The organism is Rhodococcus sp. 06-221-2 (assembly GCF_002258365.1).
Taxonomy (GTDB): domain Bacteria; phylum Actinomycetota; class Actinomycetes; order Mycobacteriales; family Mycobacteriaceae; genus Rhodococcoides; species Rhodococcoides fascians.
On the sequence record NZ_NOYJ01000035.1, the window covers coordinates 165,541 to 182,279 of the forward strand.

The following is a 16,739-nucleotide window of genomic DNA, read 5'->3' on the forward strand; positions in this document are numbered from 1 at the left end:
ATGACTTTCCTGCAAGACCTGACGGCTTCGCTGAGCCGTCTCACCGGTGAGCGTCGGGCCACCATCGATACACCGACCGCCGCGCCGTCACCTCTTCGCCCTATCGATTTGACCGACGATGCGACGGTCGCCGAGGTCCTCGAGCTGGCGGTTCGCGTCGGCGAGGTGTTGTTGGCGTCGGGCACGTCTGCGGTGGATACGGCGACGCAGGTGCAGTTCATCGCCGCGACGTACGGCCTCGCGCGATGCGATGTCGACGTCACGTACAACTCGATCACGCTGAGCGCACATCGCGGTCCGACGCGGCCGCCGGCGTCGACGATGCGCATCGTCCATTACCGCTCGATGGACTTCACACGGCTGGCCGCGGTCGACCGACTTATTCGCTCGGTGCGCGTCAAGGTGGTCCCGGCGAGCATCGCGCGTGACCGCCTCGACGAGATCACCTCGGCCCCGCACCCGTACAACCGGTGGATCGCGACCTTCGCGTGGGCCGGCATGGCGGCGGCGATCGGTGTGTTGCTCGGCGGCGGCGCGTTGGTCGCGGTCGTCAGCTTCCTGACGACGATGGTGATCGACCGAATCGGCCGCATCCTCAACCGCGCCGGACTGCCCTTCTTCTTTCAGCAGGTGGTCGGCGGATTCGTCGCTGCCACCCCGGCGATCACTCTGTACAACTTTCAGGATCAGCTCAATATCGACATCTCCCCGTCGGTGATCATCGGTGCCGGGGTGACGGTGCTGCTGTCGGGGCTTTCGCTCGTCGGCTCGGTACAGGACGCGATCACCGGAGCACCGATCACCGCGTCGGCCAGATTCTTCGAAGTGTTGATGATGACGGGCGGCATCATTGCCGGCGTCGCCACGTCGCTGAGGCTGGCGGCCCTGATCGGGAGCGATCTGCCGCAGATCAGCAACCTGCCTCCCCCGGACATCACACAGGTGCCCACCAAGGTCCTCGCCGGCGCGGCCGCGTCACTGTTCTACGCGCTCGCCTGCTACGCCGAGCGGCGCGCACTGACGGCAGCGTTCATGGGCGGCTTTGCGGGCGCGCTCGTCTACTTGATGTCGCAGACGTTGGCTGTGGGTCCGATCATCGCGTCTGCCATCGCGGCCACGGTCGTCGGATTCGCCGGTGGTCTCCTCGCACGTCGAGCGCTCATTCCGCCGCTCATCGTTGCCGTCGCCGGCATCACTCCGTTGCTGCCCGGTCTTTCGCTCTACCGAGGGCTGTACGCGATCCTGAACGACCAGTTGTTGCTCGGTATCAGCTCGCTCTTCGCGGCGTTCGGCATCGGCTGTGGCCTGGCTGCGGGCGTCACATTGGGTGAGTGGGGTGCGCGAACACTGCGTCGACCCCGGATCCTGGCACGCACCGAGGAACTACTACGCCCGACGCTTCGCCGCAGAGAAGAACCGCGCCGACCGACGGTTCGTCGGCGGCGCGGTACGAGTCCTTCGTAAAAGGCGGAACTCAAGCCTCGGTGCTGGGGGTTCCCTCAGCACCTGCGCGGGCAGCTGCGTCGGCCTCCATGGCCTCACGCAGGCTGCGCGGACGCATGTCGGTCCAGTTCTTCTCGACGTACTCCAGGCACGCAGCGCGGGTGTCTTCACCGAAGACGACACGCCACCCCTGAGGGACCTCGGAGAACGTCGGCCACAGCGAATGCTGATCTTCGTCGTTGACCAGCACGAAGAAGCGTCCGTCTTCGTCATCGAACGGGTTGGTACTCATCTCGCCTCACTCGTCGCGAACGTTTGATTGGTAAGTCTGCACCGTGAGGTGCCACACGACCCTAGCAACGCAGGTCGTGCTCAGGTGGCGTCAGGCCTTGAAGAAGTCGAGCAAGTGCGCATTGACGGCCTCGGGACGCTCGAGATATCCGTAGTGCCCAGCGTCCGCGATTTCCACGTATCGAGCCCCCGGAATCGCGTCGGCGAGCTCCTTGCCCAGGTAGGCGGGGATCATCCGATCGTCGGCGAACCCGACCGACAGACACGGCACCGACACTGCCCGGTAGGCGTTGGTGCGGTCGAAATCGTCGTCCATGCCCAGCTGCGCGCGCACCCCGGCGGATGGTGAGGATGCCGAGAACTCGAACAGGTCGAGCCAATCGCGAGCCGTTCGCGCATCACGCAACGTGGCGGGCGACAGGTTCATCACCGCCGTCACCGCGGCCGAGTATGTGCCCGGCAGCTCGACGCGCTTGTCGTACAGCGCCCGTTCACCCTGGGCGAGCGTCTTCTGGAACTCGTCGACCCGCGCGTGCCCGGCGAGGAACGCAGCCTTGCGAACCAGATCGGGACGCTTCAGAGCCAACTCCTGTGCGACGCGAGAGCCCATCGACGTACCGACGACGAAGGCCTTCTCGGCCCCGTCGCGGATCAGTTCGATCAAGCCCTCGGTGTCGGCAACCATGGCGTCGATGGTGATACCGGTCGCACTTTCCGACGACGGCGCGATACCGCGGTTGTCGAAGGTGCACACCCGGTAGCCGGCCGCCAGGAGGGCCGGAACCTGATGCAGTTCCCACACTCGGCCGGGACTGCCGGTGCCCATTATCAGAACTACCAGGTCGCCACTGCCCTTGACCTGGTAGTTCACGTCGATGCCGTTGATCTTCGCGATAGGCATACGTCTCCTCACTGCTGATTCGTTCGTCGGCGATCGTATCGTCCGAGGTCGACGTGGGGTTACTCGAACAGCCAGTGGGTACCTGCAGTTACATGACTGACGAGAACGTAGCGGGCGAAGCACGCAAAGGAATGCTCGACGGGATCAAGGGCAAAGCCAAAGAGGTCGTCGGCGCTGTCACCGGCAACGACTCGTTGACGGCCGAGGGCCAACTGCAGGCCGCTCAGGCCCGCGAACGCAAGGAGGCGCAGGCCACCGAACGCGTCGCCGATGCACAGGCCACCGAGGCCGCCGAGGAGCTGGCCGACGTGCGGACTGCGGCAGACAGTCGACGCGAGGCCGCGGAGGAGAACGCGGCAGTTGCCGAGGCGAACGCAGATCGCGTTCGAGAGACCCAGGTGGCCGCGGCCGAGCAGAACAAGCGTGAGACCGTGGCGCAGGAACGAGCGGCAGCCGAGGTCGACGCAACGGCCGAACAGATCGAAGCGACCGAGGAGCGCAAAGCCGAGCAGGCCGCGGCAGATGCGGACGAAATGGTGGCTGCGCAAAAGCACCAGGAAGCGTTGCTGCAGGCCGAAGCCGACCGCAAGAAAGCCGAAGAGCTTCGCAACCAGGCTTGACCCACCACTGCTGATCTAGGAGTTCGACTACATGAGTGTTTTGGCCCTACCACTGACCATCCTGAGACTTCAGTACAAGATCGCACGAATTCCGTTGCAGCTCATCGAGACCAACGTCGTCGTGAAGATGGATGCGGAATCACCGGCGCGCCTCGCCTACGAGCACACGCTCGGATCCCTCGATCGTGCTGTCGGAAACCTGTTGGGAGACAGAAGCCTTGCCGATCGCGGCGAGACGCTGGTCGACAGCACCGAGAACCGCGCCGAAGCAGCACGCCTGGACGCCGAGGCACGTGCGAAGAAGACTGCTGCGGACGCCGACCTGAAGACGGCTCGTGAGACCGCCGAGCAGGACCGGCGGGCCGCCGACGCCGCAGCCCAGGAAGCCGCCCGCGACGCGCGACAGGAGGCCGAGCAGCGCAAGCGCGAGGCCGCCCAGGAAGCCGAACGCGAAGCGGCTGCAAAGAAGAAAAAGGCCGACGAGCAAGCTGCCGCGGCCGCCAAGGCAGCCGAGGACCGCAAGAAGACTCAGCAGGCTCAGGTCGACAAGCAGGAGAAGCTGGCAGCAGCACCGTCCGAGGCCGAATTGGCCGAGGCCGCAGAACGATCCGAGGAAGCCGACGCCAAGAAGGACGAGGCAGAGCGCATCGAGAAGCTGTTCATCGCGGAGAAGAACAAGGACTGACAGCCCGATTCTCTCGAATCGAGCTCAGCTACAACCCCTTCCAGCCCCGCACCGTGTTCTCGGTGCGGGGCTGGTGTGTTTGTGTGGGGCTGGTGTGCGTTCGCGCGGGCCTATGCGATGTGGGGGCCTGCTCGGGCGTGGGATTGTCGGGGTTGTCGGTAGGGGTCGACGGATGCTGGTGGTACGAACCAGGGGTGTTGATCGGTTCCGATGAACACTTCCCAGTCGCTGTGGTGGATGAGTCGGTGGTGGAATCCGCAGAGGAGGACGAGGTTGTCCATATCGGTGGGGCCACCATCGGCCCAATGCCAGATGTGGTGACCTTCGGTCCAGGCGGCGGGTTTGCCGCAGCCAGGGAAGGCGCAGCCGTGATCGCGGGCAGTCAATGCTCGTTTCTGTTTCGCGGTGACGGTCCGGGCGGTGCGGGCGAGGTTGAGTGGGTTGCCGTTCTCGTCCATCACGATGGCGGTGAGAAGGCAATCACACGCCAGTTGGCGGGAAGTGTTGCGGGAGAGCGGTCCCATCCAGGGCAGCCACCCGACCGACGTGCCGTCACCGAACAGGTCCCGGTATGCGCCGCGGTCGGCTGCAGCATCACCTCCACCGCAATCGCCACTGCCGCTGCCGTTTTCGTGGTCCGGTTCGGTTGCTGCGTCAGTGTCGATGGGGTCGCCGGTGTTGATGTCGACCGGATCTGCTGCGTCGGTCTCGGTGTCGGATTCTGTTGCTGCGCGCGAGGTTTCGTCGTCTGTTATGTCGTCGGCACTGTCGCGGAGGTCGGTGAGGTCCTGCAACCGGATGTGCAGGTTGACGTGGGGTTTTTCGCCGCCTTCGGTGGGGCGGTCACTGGAGGCGAGGTAGCGGTCGAGGATGTGTCCGAAGGCGTCGGCGCGTCGCCGTGCGGGACTGCGTTCGTCTTGGGTGCCGTCGGCGGCGGGTCGGGGTTCGGTCAACGGCGAAAGCGCGGTGAGCAGCTTTTCTCCGGTGATCGCATCGAAATCCATCTTCGCCACGAGACGTCCGTTGAGGGTTTTCGAGGCGAAGAGTTCGTTGCGGTCGGTGTCTTCCGGTGGTGGCTTGTTGCCGCCGTAGGTGTCCTCGAGTTTGGTGATCGCTTCGCGGATGTTGTCGGTGCGTGCCCCGGGCCCGGTGGCGGCGGTGATCATCGCGGTGCGGGCGATATCGCGACCCTCTTGCGGGAGGTTTTTCGGGGGTGTTTCGGCGAAGGTGAGGATCAGGGCGGCGTGGTCGACGGACATGACGCCGGTGTCCACTGCGTCGGCGATGTCGGGGAAGTTCTTCAGTCCGCGGGCGAGGGCGACGATCTTGGTGGCTTTGCTGGGGGTGAGGAGGGTGGTGGAGGTCAGCCACCCTGCGGGTCCGGGGAAGCCGAGCTTCTCCCTGCTCACGCGGGTGTCGATGTCGGCGACGAGGGCGATGCGGCGTGCTTCGAGCAGTTGGATCTTGTGGGAGACCGCAGCGGCGTCGGCGAGGAGTTCACTCTCGCTCAGTTGCCAGATCTCCGTGGTCATGGACCAAGTGTATCGAACAGGTGTTCGATACACAATGATGGCGCAATCGAAAACTATTGCTGTGCATAAGGATTCGCGAACCGGAACCTGTCGGTGGCCCGTGCTAGGCAAATCACCAATCCTCGGACGCGCTACGACCGTTGCGCCACACTCCATGGGTATTAACCGGGGCGCGCCATTGAAGACCGACCTACCGGTTTACTGTAGGTTCACCAAACACATCGACGAGGAGGGTAGATGCGCATGCGACAAACGGGAACCGAGTCCACTCGACTTATCCATGCCCGGCAGAGACTCTCGCCGCTGTTCGCCACTCTGGTGATCTTCGGGGTTCTCGCCATCCCAAGACTGGACTTCCCTGGGGCCGGCATCGCGGGCTGGGGTCTGGCAATTGTCGCGGCAACGGCTTGGCTTTTCACAGCTTTGCGGCCACAGCGGTCCAGCAAAAAGAGCTAGGTCGTGCGCGTTGTGCGTACCGCTGAGGGCGCACAACGCGCACGACGGGAGCGCAGCGACGATCAGCTGACGATGCGAGCGAGGAATGCGTCGATATTGTCTTTGACTGTTGCCGTGCGGGTGTCGACGTCGAAGTCCTCCTTGAACTGTCGTCCCAGGGCCGGTGTTTTCTTCTTGCGTGCGTACAGAGAACATGCGAGATCCGAGCAGATGTAGGTACCGACGGTGTTGCCGCGTCGCCCGGACTCCCCTGCCTTCGCAGCGGCCATCAGCGACACACCACCGTTGGCGTGGGTGGTGAGACAGATGCTGCACATCTGCGCAGTCCGCGGTCCACCCGCCCTGTATCGCAACGTAATTCCACGAAGTCGATCCTCCTGCGGTACGACGATGTAGCTTCGTCCCGCCAGCTTCGGGTCGCCCCAGCCGAGGAAATCGAGATCCTCCCACGGCACTTCGTCGTACATATCGGGGAGGGAAAGCCGAGTGGCGTCACCCTTGGACGAGTTGACGAACGACGATCTGATGTCGCGTTCGGAGATCGGCTTCATGGTTCCTGCCTCCATTGCCGTAGGAGTGTGTCGATTCCGTCGAGGATTCGGGCCCACGACTCTTGTGAGTCGGGTGCACTGTGAGCGAACGAGCCGGCCGCTTCGAGGCTGGCGAAACCGTGAAAGACACTGCCCAACAATCGAACAGCGTGCACCTGATCGGCCTCGTTCAGGTGATACCCACGAAGAATTGCCTTCATCATCGCCGAGTGCCGCACCCCGGCACTGTTGATCGCCGTCTCGTGGTCGAGAGGAAATTGAGTGGCCGCGTACCGGCCGGGATGTTCGCGCGAATAGACCAGGTACGCGTCGGCCACTGCTACCAACGCGTCCTTGCCTGCCCTGCCCGCCAACGCTTCTGCCACCCGGTCGGCCAATTCCTCCAACGCCAGCAGAGCGATGCCGACATTGAGCTGATGCGCGCTCTTCAGATGCGAATACAGACTCGCCACTTTGACGTCGAAGCGTCGCGCCAACTCACTGGCAGTCACGCGATCGAAGCCGACCTCGTCGGCCAGATCCGCTCCTGCTGCCACGATGCGCTGCGCGGTCAATCCTGCGCGTGCCATGTCGGCCTCCTCCATCTTCCGAGGACACCGTAGCCAAAACTAATAGCTATAGGCAAATTGCTATAGCTATCAGCGACCCTGCCACGCCTCCCACAGCTCTGCGTAACGCCCACCGGCAGCGACCAACTCGTCGTGCGGACCTTGCTCCACGATTTTCCCGTGCTCGAGCACCACGACGCGGTCCGCTGCAGCGGCCTGGGTGAGGCGATGCGCCACGACCAATGTGCTGCGGCCTCTCGTCGCCGCCTCCGCAGCCAGTTCGAGCTCACGGGCACCGGAGCTGCCGGCCTCGGCGGTGGCCTCGTCCAACACCGCGACAGCCGGATCGGCGAGAACCAGCCGCGCCAGAGCCAATTGCTGCGATTGCGCCGCGGTCAACTGGTGACCGCCCTCGCCGACGGCGGTGTCGAGGCCGTTCTCGAGCGCCTCGACCCATCCCCAGGCCCCGACGGTCCGCAGTGCGGCTTCCACGTCGTCGCGGCCGGCGTCCGGTGCCGCGAGCAACACGTCGTCGATCAGTGGGCCGGCGAAGACGTGCACTTCCTGGCTGACGATCGCGACATGCCGGCGTAAACCCTGGTGGCCCAACGAGTCCAGCGACGCGCCGCCGACACGAACCGTGCCCGACGTCGACGCCATGGACCCGGCCGCAATGGCCGCGATCGTCGACTTCCCGGCACCGGTGGATCCCACGAGCGCGACCGTCTCACCTGCGTCCACACGCAGGTCGACCCCGTGCAGTACTTCGTGACCCCCGTCGTACGAGTGGCGCAGGTCGACGACATCGAGGGTGGCGTCGGCAGGCACGGAACCGTCGCCCACCGGCCGCTCGTCGGCAATGTCGACGACACCGACCAGTCGGGCCAGAGAAGCTCCGGCAGACTGGATGTCGTCGAACGTGAAGAGCAGGGTGCCGATCGGATTGAACAGGCGATGGAACAGCAGCGCCGCGGCCGTGGTCTCGCCGACGGTCACGTAATCGCCTCGTACCAGCAGGAATCCGGCCAGCAGGATCACCGACAGGCCGACACATTCGGCGCGGTTGCTGCGTGAGCCGAAGCGCGTGAACAGGCGGAAGACGTCGACGCCGATGTCGCGGGCTTTCGCCGACGCTCGATCCACCTCACCAAGGTGCTCCGCTTCGAGTCCGTAGGCGCGCACCGTCTTTGCGCCCTGCATGCTGCTGACGAAGGACTGGGCTCGCTCGCCCATAGCGACTCGTTCGGCCGCATACAGCGGAGCCGATCGGGGCAGATACCAGCGCAGTGCGAGGACATACATCGGCAATGCCACCAGACCGGCAAGCCCCAGACGCCAGTCGATTCCGAGCATCGTGATCATGCTCAGGCATACGAGCAGGAATGCTCCGACGAGCTGTGGAATCACTTCGCCGATCGACTTGGCCATCACTGCGACGTCGTCGCCGACGCGGGAGAGCAAGTCACCCTTGCCCACTCGCTCCAGCGTGGCCACCGGCAGACGGAGAGCGCGTCGAACGACCGCCTCACGCAGGGACGCCAGGATGCCCTCACCGAGGGTACTGATCAAGTAGCCGCTGAACCCGGTGACGACACCGCCGATGACCGCTGCCACCGCGATCACGACGACGACCCCGACGATGGTCGACGAGTCGGCCCCGTCGCGGACGCGGTCGACCAGGACGCCGAGCACGTAGACGGGCACCAGCGACATCCCCGCGGCAATTGCGCCGAGGAGCAGCGTCACTGCCGTTCGTGCCCGTCGTAGTTTCAGCTGTTCGAGCAGCCACTTCCCCGACCGGGCACCGGTGGCGATGGGAAGAAGTTCGGGGGCGGTCATCGCAGCACCGTCTCTTTGTACTGCGCGTCCGAGGACGCGAGATCGTGGTGGGTTCCTTCGGCGACGACGCGGCCGTCGTCGACCACGAGTACGCGATGCGTCACCGACAGCAGCGCAGGGCTGGTGGTGATCAGGATCGTGGTCTGCGCAGCGCTGCCGGTGTGTCGCAGCTCGGCGATACCGCGCGCGATCGTGTGCTCGGTGACGGCGTCGACCGCGGTGGTGGGGTCGTGCAGCACCAGCACCGGGGCGTCGACCGACAGGGCCCGCGCCAACGCGACTCGTTGACGTTGGCCACCGGAGAGGCTGGCACCGCGGTCGGTGACGGCGTGGTCGAGCCCGGCTTCGTGCAGTTCGACGACGTCGGTGGCCGCGGATGCCTCGAGCACGCGGGCGAGTTCGGCGTCGGGCTGCGCGCGACCTGCGGTGACGTTGCTGCGAACGGTGCCGGCGAACAGGTCGGTGATGTGCGGCTCGACGAGCACGGTCTCGCGGGCGCGTCGGAGATCGATGTCCCCTGTTGCGATGCCGCCGATCCTTACCGTTCCGGTGTAGTCGGACTCGGAGATCTGACCGGAGAGCACCTGGGCGAGTGCCTCCCCGTCCTGCGGCCGGTAAGCGACGATTCCGAGCATCTCGCCGGGTGCGGCCGAGAAGGTGAGGCCGTCGAGCGAACGGAACCCGACCTCGTCGACGGCGAGTTCGGTACCCGAGGGCACAGCGGAATCGGATTGCGGCAGAACGTGGTCGGCACCGAGTACGAGTGCGAGCCGATCGGCAGAGCCACGCACCATCGCCACCACGCCGGGGACCTTGGACAACCCGGTCAGCGGTTCGATGACGAATTGCGAGAGCCCGATGACGGTGATCAGTTCGCCGACCGAGATGCGACCCTGCAACGCGAACCAGCCTGCGGTACCGGCGATTCCGACGGCGAGCAACGCGTTGACCGCCGCCGCCAGGCCCTGATAGACGTTGTTGGCGCGGGCCAACCTCAGCGTGGCCGCCAGTGCCGTTCGGCTCGACGTCACGAACCGCTGGGTCGCGGCGTCCTCGGCTCCGATTCCGCGCAGCGGACGCACTCCACTGACCAGATCGGTGGCCATTCCCGAGACCCCGGCGATCTCGGCCTGCTGTGCGGTGGCCGCGCGGGTGAGCAACGGGGCGAGACGCTGGAGCGCGATCAGAATCACCGGAGTACCGATCACGACGGCCAGGCCGAGAGGAATGTCGATGATCAGCAATGCCACCGCGGACGCGACCACCGCCACTGCGGACGCGAAGACTCGCGCGATCAGGTCGAGAATCCACGATTCCTTCTCGGCATCGGACGTCGAGACCGTCAGCAATTCCCCGGCCGACAGATCGGTGCGCAGTCCGCGTGGGTCGAGAACGCGGCCGGCGACCTCCACCCGCACATCGTGGGCCTCACGCTCGATGGCGACGACGATGATGCGGGCACCGATGCGCCAGGCGTAGGACAGTGTGACGAACAGAGCCGCGAGACCGACCAACGAGACGATCATCGCCGTTACGTCGCCGGTGTCGATCGCCCGCGACACGATCAGACCGATCGCGACCGGAACCATCGTTTCGCATAGTTGATGCACCCCGAACAGCAGGGACGAGACGATCAAGCGGGTGCGACGACGTCGTACGGTGCGGCGCAGAATCGCGCCACCGGTGGCCGGGAAAGGTGCCTCCACCACGTTTCGAGCATGGTGAAGCGAGACAGAATCGGTCATTCGCTGCAGCCTATGGCATCGGGAAGTGGCGATGGGGTGTCACATTTACATAGAGTTGGCACCAGCGAACACCGAGTAAGTCCAGCAGAGAGTACGGAGATCACCATGCCTGCCAAGACATCGACCGACAACGACATCGCCGACGAAGACATCGTCCCACTCGAGTACGAGACCGCCAGTCAGGCCCAGCGCGTCGTCGCCGCCTATGCGACCGATGCAGACGAGTGCCGCATGTTGTTGTCGATGCTGGGTATAGACCCCGTAGCGAAGACCGACTGACAGGTTTTCGCAGGGCTGATTACCCAGGGATCAACAAGCGGATTGGACAGTTGTGGCTGACGCCTCGCAGGGTTCGGATTTCGTCGTCGTAGCCAACAGGTTGCCGGTCGATCTGGAGACACTTCCCGACGGAAGCACGCGATGGAAGCGCAGCCCCGGCGGGCTGGTCACTGCGCTCGAGCCCATCCTGCGCGCCAACAAGGGTGCCTGGGTGGGATGGGTCGGCGTATCCGACGTCGACGTGGAGCCGTTCGTCGAGGACGACCTGCACCTGCGTCCGGTGCCGATCAGCGAGAAGGAATACACCCAGTACTACGAGGGCTTCTCCAACGCCACGCTGTGGCCGCTGTACCACGACGTCATCGTCAAGCCCGAGTACGACCGCGACTGGTGGAACGCCTACGTCGAAGTCAACCGCCGCTTCGCGGAGAAGACGTCCGAGGCAGCCGCGCAGGGTGCGACGGTGTGGATTCAGGACTATCAGCTCCAGCTGGTGCCCAAGATGCTGCGGATGCTGCGGCCAGATCTGACCATCGGCTTCTTTCTGCACATCCCGTTCCCACCGATCGAGCTGTTCATGCAGATGCCGTGGCGCACCGAGATCGTCGAAGGACTGCTCGGAGCCGACCTGATCGGTTTCCATCTGTCCGGCGGTGCACAGAACTTCCTCTACCTTGCCCGACGCCTCGCCGGGGGAACCACCTCACGCGGAACCGTCGGTGTGCGATCCAAGCTCGGTGTCGTCCAGGTGGGGTTCCGGACCGTACGCGTCGGAGCGTTCCCGATCTCCATCGACTCCGGTGACCTCGACACCAAGTCGCGCACGAAGGCCGTCCGAGACCGCGCCAAGCAGCTGCGCAAAGACCTCGGCAATCCGAAACGGATCATGCTCGGCGTCGACCGACTGGATTACACCAAGGGAATCGACGTTAGGCTCAACGCATTTCGAGAGTTGCTCGAAGAAGGCCGAGTCGATCCGGCCGAGAACGTCATCGTGCAATTGGCGACGCCCAGCCGTGAACGCGTCGAGAGCTATGTCGCCATGCGCGGCGAGATCGAGCAGCAGGTGGGACGCATCAACGGCGAGTACGGCCAGGTGGGCCACCCGGTGGTCCACTACCTGCACCGTCCAATTCCCCGCGAGGACCTGCTCGCCTACTTCGTCGCTGCCGACGTCATGCTGGTCACTCCCCTACGCGACGGCATGAACCTCGTCGCCAAGGAGTACGTGGCCTGCCGCAGCGACCTCGGTGGCGCGCTGGTTCTCAGCGAATTCACCGGTGCTGCTGCAGAATTGCGCCAGGCGTACCTGTGCAACCCCCATGATCTGGACAGCGTGAAGGACGCCATCACCGGAGCGCTCGAACAGGAACCCGAGGCAGGTAAGCGTCACATGCGAGCCATGCGCCGGCAGGTTCTCGCCCATGACGTCGACCGTTGGGCTCGATCGTTCCTGTCCGCTCTGGCACAACCGGCCGAGGGCACCAACCTCGTCAGATAAATCGCTTTACCCCCACCGTCGACGGCTGCTAGTTTGCCGTCGACGGTTTTGTGCATGCGAGAAGTGAGGAGGTGGGCATCGTGGCCACCTGGACGAGAACACAGCCGAGCCCTCACACCTCCTCCACGAAGGACTTCTCGCATGTCTTCTCTACTCGAATACGGACTCGACCAACACTGGCGTGACGAGTTCGAACAGCATTCTCACAGCGCAATTCTCGCTCGCGTGGTTCGCGTCGACCGTGGTGAATTCGACGCCGTCACCGAGCACGGAATCGCGCGCGGCACCGGCAGTGTCAGCGGTCGTTCCGCAGGCTCCACTCCTGGCGGCCTCTGCACCGGGGACTGGGTGGCACTGGACGCGGAATCGTTCCGGCTGATCGACATCCTGCCCCGCCGGACGGCCATAGTTCGAGCCAGTGCCGGATCGACCTCGGCCGCACAGGTTCTCGGTGCCAACGTCGATACCGTCGTGGTCACCGTCGCGTCGGACACGGCCCTCGATCTCGGTCGCGTCGAGCGCTACCTCACGCTGGCGTGGGGCAGCGGCGGCGTACCCGTCGTCGCGATCACGAAGACCGACAGCGGACGCGTCACCGAAGAGTCGGTACTGGCCGCCGCGCCGGGTGTCACCGTCTGCAGCACCAGTGCGGTGTCGGCCGATGGAATCGACTCGCTGACAGCGCATCTGCACGGTACGGTCGCGCTGATCGGGCCGTCGGGATCGGGTAAATCGACTCTCGGCAACGCTCTGATCGGGAGCACCGCGTTCGCCACCGGCACCACTCGCGAGGCGGACGCCAAGGGCCGACACACGACGGTGCGTCGGGAATTGATTCCGGTACCACGGCTGGGACTGACCCTGCTCGATACTCCCGGATTGAGATCGGTGGGCGTACAAGGATCGGAAGACGCAGTGGCGAACGCTTTTTCGGATATCGACGAGCTGGCCGCACTGTGCCGTTTCGGCGACTGCGCGCACGCACACGAGCCCGGTTGCGCCGTTCTCGCCGCCGTCGAGGCAGGCGGACTCACCGAACGCCGGCTGGGTAACTACCGAAAGCTGTTGCGGGAGAACGCCTGGACCACGTCGCGCCACGATGCGCGAGCGCGCAGCGAGAAGTTGAGGGAATACAAGCAGATGACCAAGTCGCTACGGCAGAAGTACGCAGCCGACGGTGGGCGGCGCTAGGTCAGCTCTCGTCGAACAGCGAGGGGCTCTCGGACTCCGCCTCTTCCAGCGGAGCCGAGCCCTCGCGCGGCGACGCCTTGCGCACCACCTCGACCGTCGTCGTACGGACCGACAGCCGATGCCCGTCGTGATGCTCGAGCAACGCCAACCCCTGACGAATCTCGAGCACCTTCCACGGGCCTGCATGCCCGGACGCCTGAACCAGGTCGCCTGGTGCGATCTCGGAAGCCACTGTTGTTCTCCATTCACCGAGCAGGTATCGGGGGTCGAGCAAGCCTGTGACACACACCCTATCGGGCGCCGACCAGCCCGACGCCACTTGCTCGTCGAACAAGTTAGGAGTACTCATGTAATAGTTGTAGATGTACAAGCAAATATGCGGAGGTGCACGTGGCCGAGCTGACTCGACGACACCGATATCTCGTGCTCGGGATCTGCTGCCTCAGCCTGTTTCTCGTCAGCACCGACAACACGATCGTCAACGTCGCGCTGCCGTCGATGCGCGCAGATCTGAATGCATCGGTATCGGGTCTGCAATGGATCATCGATGCATACACGCTGGTCGTGGCATCTCTGCTGATGCTCGGCGGATCGATGGCCGACAAGTACGGCCGCAAACGCTTCTTCCTGATCGGCACCGGAACGTTCGTGCTCGGCTCGCTGCTGTGCAGCGTCGCACCGTCGCTGGGCTGGCTCATCGCCTTCCGGATGCTGCAGGCCATCGGCGGCTCGATGATGAATCCCGTCGCGATGTCGATCATCACCAACACCTTCACCGACCCCAAAGAACGCGCCGGCGCGATCGGCATGTGGGGTGCCGTCGTCGGAATCTCGATGTCCGCGGGACCGGCACTCGGCGGCGTGCTCGTCACCAGCGCCGGCTGGCAGTCCATCTTCTGGATCAACGTCCCCGTCGGGATCTTCGCTTTGGCGATGACACTGAAGTTCGTCCCGGAATCCAAGGCCGAGCACGCAAGGAAGTTCGATCCGGTAGGTCAGGTCCTCATCTTCGCGTTCCTCGCGTCCCTGGTCTTCACCATCATCGAAGGTCCCGCGAAGGGCTGGGGATCACCGCTGATCGTGTTCACGGGTGCCGTCGCGATCGGCTCTCTCCTCGGGCTGCTGGTGGTCGAATCGCGGATCGAGGAACCGCTGATCCAGCTGAAGTTCTTCCGCAGTGCACCGTTCAGTGGCGCTACGGTGATCGCCGTGTGCGCGTTCGCGTCCCTCGGCGGGTTCCTGTTCCTCAACACGCTGTACCTGCAGGACGTTCGCGGCTACTCACCTCTGCACGCCGGTCTCTACACTCTGCCGATGGCACTGATGACGCTGATTTTCGCGCCGATATCGGGACGCATCGTCGGCAGCCTCGGGGCTCGCATCCCCCTGCTCGTGGCCGGCCTCGGCTTCGTGATCTCGGCGCTGATGCTCACCAGAACGACGCCGACGACGTCCTTCACATGGCTGGCGACGGCATACGTGATCTTTGGAATCTCCTTCGGCATGGTCAACGCCCCGATCACCAACACCGCCGTCTCCGGGATGCCGCGGAGCCAAGCCGGCGTGGCCTCGGCCATCGCGTCGACCAGCAGGCAGGTGGGTCAGTCGCTCGGTGTGGCCGTCATGGGATCGATCGTCACCGCAAGCATCGTCGGAGAAATCTCCGACGGCTTCACCGCCGCCGCCGTGCCCGCCTGGTTCGTCATCGCCGGTGCCGGCGTGGTTGTCACCGTGCTCGCGCTGGTCACCACCGGCCGATGGGCACGATCGACCGCCGAACGTATCGACCAGCCGGTGCTCGTATGACGAGCGAAGCAGCGCAGACTTGGCGCGAGATGCGAGCGCTGATGCTCGAGGTACACGACACTCGACGGGCCGTCGCCGAGGCCACCGGGATGAGCTTCCTGCGGGCGAAACTGCTGATCAAGCTGTTGAGCGGCGATCGGTCGGTCACCGAACTCGCCGATCTGCTCGCCTCCGACGTGCCCTACGTATCTCTGAACGTGCGCGAACTCGAACAGCGAGACCTGGTGGTGCGCACCGAGGACCCCCACGATCGTCGACGACGCATCATCGGACTCACCGACACCGGACGCCGCCTCGCCGAGAAAGCCCGCACGATCGCCGACGCCCCTCCGCCGGAATTCACGGCACTACCGCCGGAGGACCTGGCACATCTGCGTCGAATACTGCGACTGCCCTGATGTGGTGGGGCGGCGGTTCTGCTTCGGCTTCTGCTTCGGCTTCAGCGGCGAATGTCTGGGAGCGGAGTTCCGATCTCGACGAGGGCGCGCACGGTCGCGGCCTCCATGCCGGGTGAACCACACACCAGGATCTGACTGTCGGGGAACGGCCCCTGCACCGCGACGACGTCGGCGATAGCACCCTCCCAGCAGTGCTCCGGCTCGAAAAATGATGTGCTGGAACCAATTTCCTCGTGAATGCGATCGTTCCAGCGGTCCGAGGCCCACGGCTCGTGCAGCTGATCGACGACGGGAACAACGGTCAGCCACGGCAACTCGGCCGCCATCAACCACAGCATGTCGCTTGCATAGAGATCGCGCGGCGACTTGCCGCCGAAGAACAGCGTCACATTCGGCGGCCGCTCCCAGCGTGTGAGATCGAGCAGAATCGCGCGCAACGGAGCGAGACCGGTACCGCCCGCGATCATGACGACGTCACGCCCGGAATCGTCGACGTGCAGACCGCCCTGCGGATCACTGATCTGCCAGACATGACCGGGCCGGGTCTCGTTGACGATCGACCCGCTCACCCACCCCGCGGGTACCGCGCGCACATGGAATTCGAGCTTGCCGTCCAGCGACGGCGGCAGGGCGGGCGAATATCGCCGCGTCAGAGCAGTGTTCTGAGGAACTGTCACAGACACCGACTGCCCGGCTCTGAAGGGAATGGCGTCGCCCTCGAGCCTGATCACCGCGAGGTCGTTCCGAAGGCGATGGTACTGAACGACTGTCGAATTCCACGCCTGCATGCGGACCAGGATAGGGGTCGATGCCGGGTGTCTCGCAAACGCGCGCGGGGTTCGCCACTGCCGATGCCGCAAACGCGCGCGCGTTTGCTGAACGCGCGCGGAATAGTGACCGAATCACTGGCAAATCTGCGCGCACCTGACAAACGCGCGCGCGTTTGCGGGGAA

General features: G+C 64.7%; 17 protein-coding genes. 8 read left to right on the plus strand and 9 right to left on the minus strand.

Going from position 1 to position 16,739, the window contains the following annotated elements; all coding sequences use genetic code 11:
• Entirely contained in the window at positions 1 to 1,464 is a 1,464-nt protein-coding gene (locus CH281_RS22510; RefSeq protein ID WP_027495673.1) for a threonine/serine ThrE exporter family protein, read from the plus strand.
• Between the two features lie 10 nt (positions 1,465 to 1,474).
• Here CH281_RS22510 and CH281_RS22515 read toward each other — a convergent pair whose 3' ends face one another.
• Positions 1,475 to 1,735 carry an MbtH family protein gene (locus CH281_RS22515; RefSeq protein WP_027495672.1) on the minus strand — a complete coding sequence of 87 codons (261 nt, stop codon included), beginning with the start codon at positions 1,733 to 1,735 and terminating at the stop codon, positions 1,475 to 1,477.
• Positions 1,736 to 1,825: 90 nt separating this feature from the next.
• Positions 1,826 to 2,635 (minus strand): alpha/beta fold hydrolase, encoded by an 810-nt coding sequence (locus CH281_RS22520; RefSeq protein WP_032375016.1) that lies wholly within the window; start codon positions 2,633 to 2,635, stop codon positions 1,826 to 1,828.
• 92 nt (positions 2,636 to 2,727) lie between these two features.
• Here CH281_RS22520 and CH281_RS22525 point away from each other — a divergent pair, with 92 nt between their 5' ends.
• Together CH281_RS22525 and CH281_RS22530 are read left to right on the plus strand one after the other, a co-directional pair.
• Positions 2,728 to 3,255 (plus strand): hypothetical protein, encoded by a 528-nt coding sequence (locus CH281_RS22525; RefSeq protein ID WP_032367327.1) that lies wholly within the window; start codon positions 2,728 to 2,730, stop codon positions 3,253 to 3,255.
• Positions 3,256 to 3,286: 31 nt separating this feature from the next.
• Positions 3,287 to 3,940: a hypothetical protein gene (locus CH281_RS22530; RefSeq protein WP_032389807.1), complete on the plus strand. Its 654-nt coding sequence runs from the start codon at positions 3,287 to 3,289 to the stop codon at positions 3,938 to 3,940.
• 110 nt (positions 3,941 to 4,050) lie between these two features.
• On the opposite strand, the gene CH281_RS22535 is transcribed toward CH281_RS22530, so the two are convergent.
• The 5 genes from CH281_RS22535 to CH281_RS22560 all read right to left on the minus strand — a co-directional run bounded on the left by CH281_RS22535 (position 4,051) and on the right by CH281_RS22560 (position 10,611).
• Positions 4,051 to 5,472, minus strand: a complete 1,422-nt coding sequence (locus CH281_RS22535; protein ID WP_094695551.1) for an HNH endonuclease signature motif containing protein — start codon at positions 5,470 to 5,472, stop codon at positions 4,051 to 4,053.
• 518 nt (positions 5,473 to 5,990) lie between these two features.
• On the minus strand, positions 5,991 to 6,479 hold the full coding sequence (locus CH281_RS22545; RefSeq protein ID WP_094695773.1) for an FBP domain-containing protein: 489 nt from the start codon (positions 6,477 to 6,479) through the stop codon (positions 5,991 to 5,993).
• Positions 6,476 to 7,048: a TetR/AcrR family transcriptional regulator gene (locus CH281_RS22550; protein ID WP_094651188.1), complete on the minus strand. Its 573-nt coding sequence runs from the start codon at positions 7,046 to 7,048 to the stop codon at positions 6,476 to 6,478. Before CH281_RS22550 ends, CH281_RS22545 begins: the two co-directional genes overlap by 4 nt.
• A gap of 69 nt (positions 7,049 to 7,117) precedes the next feature.
• Positions 7,118 to 8,866, minus strand: coding sequence for an ABC transporter ATP-binding protein (locus CH281_RS22555; RefSeq protein WP_094695553.1), 1,749 nt, complete (start codon positions 8,864 to 8,866; stop codon positions 7,118 to 7,120).
• On the minus strand, positions 8,863 to 10,611 hold the full coding sequence (locus CH281_RS22560) for an ABC transporter ATP-binding protein (protein ID WP_179274258.1): 1,749 nt from the start codon (positions 10,609 to 10,611) through the stop codon (positions 8,863 to 8,865). Before CH281_RS22560 ends, CH281_RS22555 begins: the two co-directional genes overlap by 4 nt.
• Before the next feature lie 105 nt (positions 10,612 to 10,716).
• Between CH281_RS22560 and CH281_RS26995 the strand changes: the two genes are divergently transcribed.
• The 3 genes from CH281_RS26995 to rsgA all read left to right on the plus strand — a co-directional run bounded on the left by CH281_RS26995 (position 10,717) and on the right by rsgA (position 13,582).
• Entirely contained in the window at positions 10,717 to 10,890 is a 174-nt protein-coding gene (locus CH281_RS26995; RefSeq protein WP_008710019.1) for a hypothetical protein, read from the plus strand.
• A gap of 52 nt (positions 10,891 to 10,942) precedes the next feature.
• On the plus strand, positions 10,943 to 12,391 hold the full coding sequence (locus CH281_RS22565) for an alpha,alpha-trehalose-phosphate synthase (UDP-forming) (protein WP_027495664.1): 1,449 nt from the start codon (positions 10,943 to 10,945) through the stop codon (positions 12,389 to 12,391).
• A 141-nt stretch (positions 12,392 to 12,532) separates the two neighbouring features.
• Positions 12,533 to 13,582, plus strand: a complete 1,050-nt coding sequence (gene rsgA / locus CH281_RS22570) for a ribosome small subunit-dependent GTPase A (RefSeq protein WP_094695554.1) — start codon at positions 12,533 to 12,535, stop codon at positions 13,580 to 13,582.
• Between the two features lies 1 nt (position 13,583).
• Here the strand turns inward: rsgA and CH281_RS22575 are convergent, their stop codons facing one another.
• Entirely contained in the window at positions 13,584 to 13,814 is a 231-nt protein-coding gene (locus tag CH281_RS22575; protein ID WP_027495662.1) for a hypothetical protein, read from the minus strand.
• A 158-nt stretch (positions 13,815 to 13,972) separates the two neighbouring features.
• Between CH281_RS22575 and CH281_RS22580 the strand changes: the two genes are divergently transcribed.
• Together CH281_RS22580 and CH281_RS22585 are read left to right on the plus strand one after the other, a co-directional pair.
• The gene (locus CH281_RS22580; RefSeq protein ID WP_094695775.1) at positions 13,973 to 15,388 is read left to right on the plus strand and encodes an MFS transporter; all 1,416 of its coding nucleotides are present in this window, start codon (positions 13,973 to 13,975) and stop codon (positions 15,386 to 15,388) included.
• A complete protein-coding gene (locus CH281_RS22585) occupies positions 15,385 to 15,786 on the plus strand; it encodes a MarR family winged helix-turn-helix transcriptional regulator (RefSeq protein WP_032399228.1) in 402 nt (133 codons plus the stop codon). Before CH281_RS22580 ends, CH281_RS22585 begins: the two co-directional genes overlap by 4 nt.
• 41 nt (positions 15,787 to 15,827) lie before the next feature.
• Here the strand turns inward: CH281_RS22585 and CH281_RS22590 are convergent, their stop codons facing one another.
• Positions 15,828 to 16,574 carry an FAD-binding oxidoreductase gene (locus CH281_RS22590; RefSeq protein ID WP_094695555.1) on the minus strand — a complete coding sequence of 249 codons (747 nt, stop codon included), beginning with the start codon at positions 16,572 to 16,574 and terminating at the stop codon, positions 15,828 to 15,830.
• Positions 16,575 to 16,739: the final 165 nt, after the last annotated feature.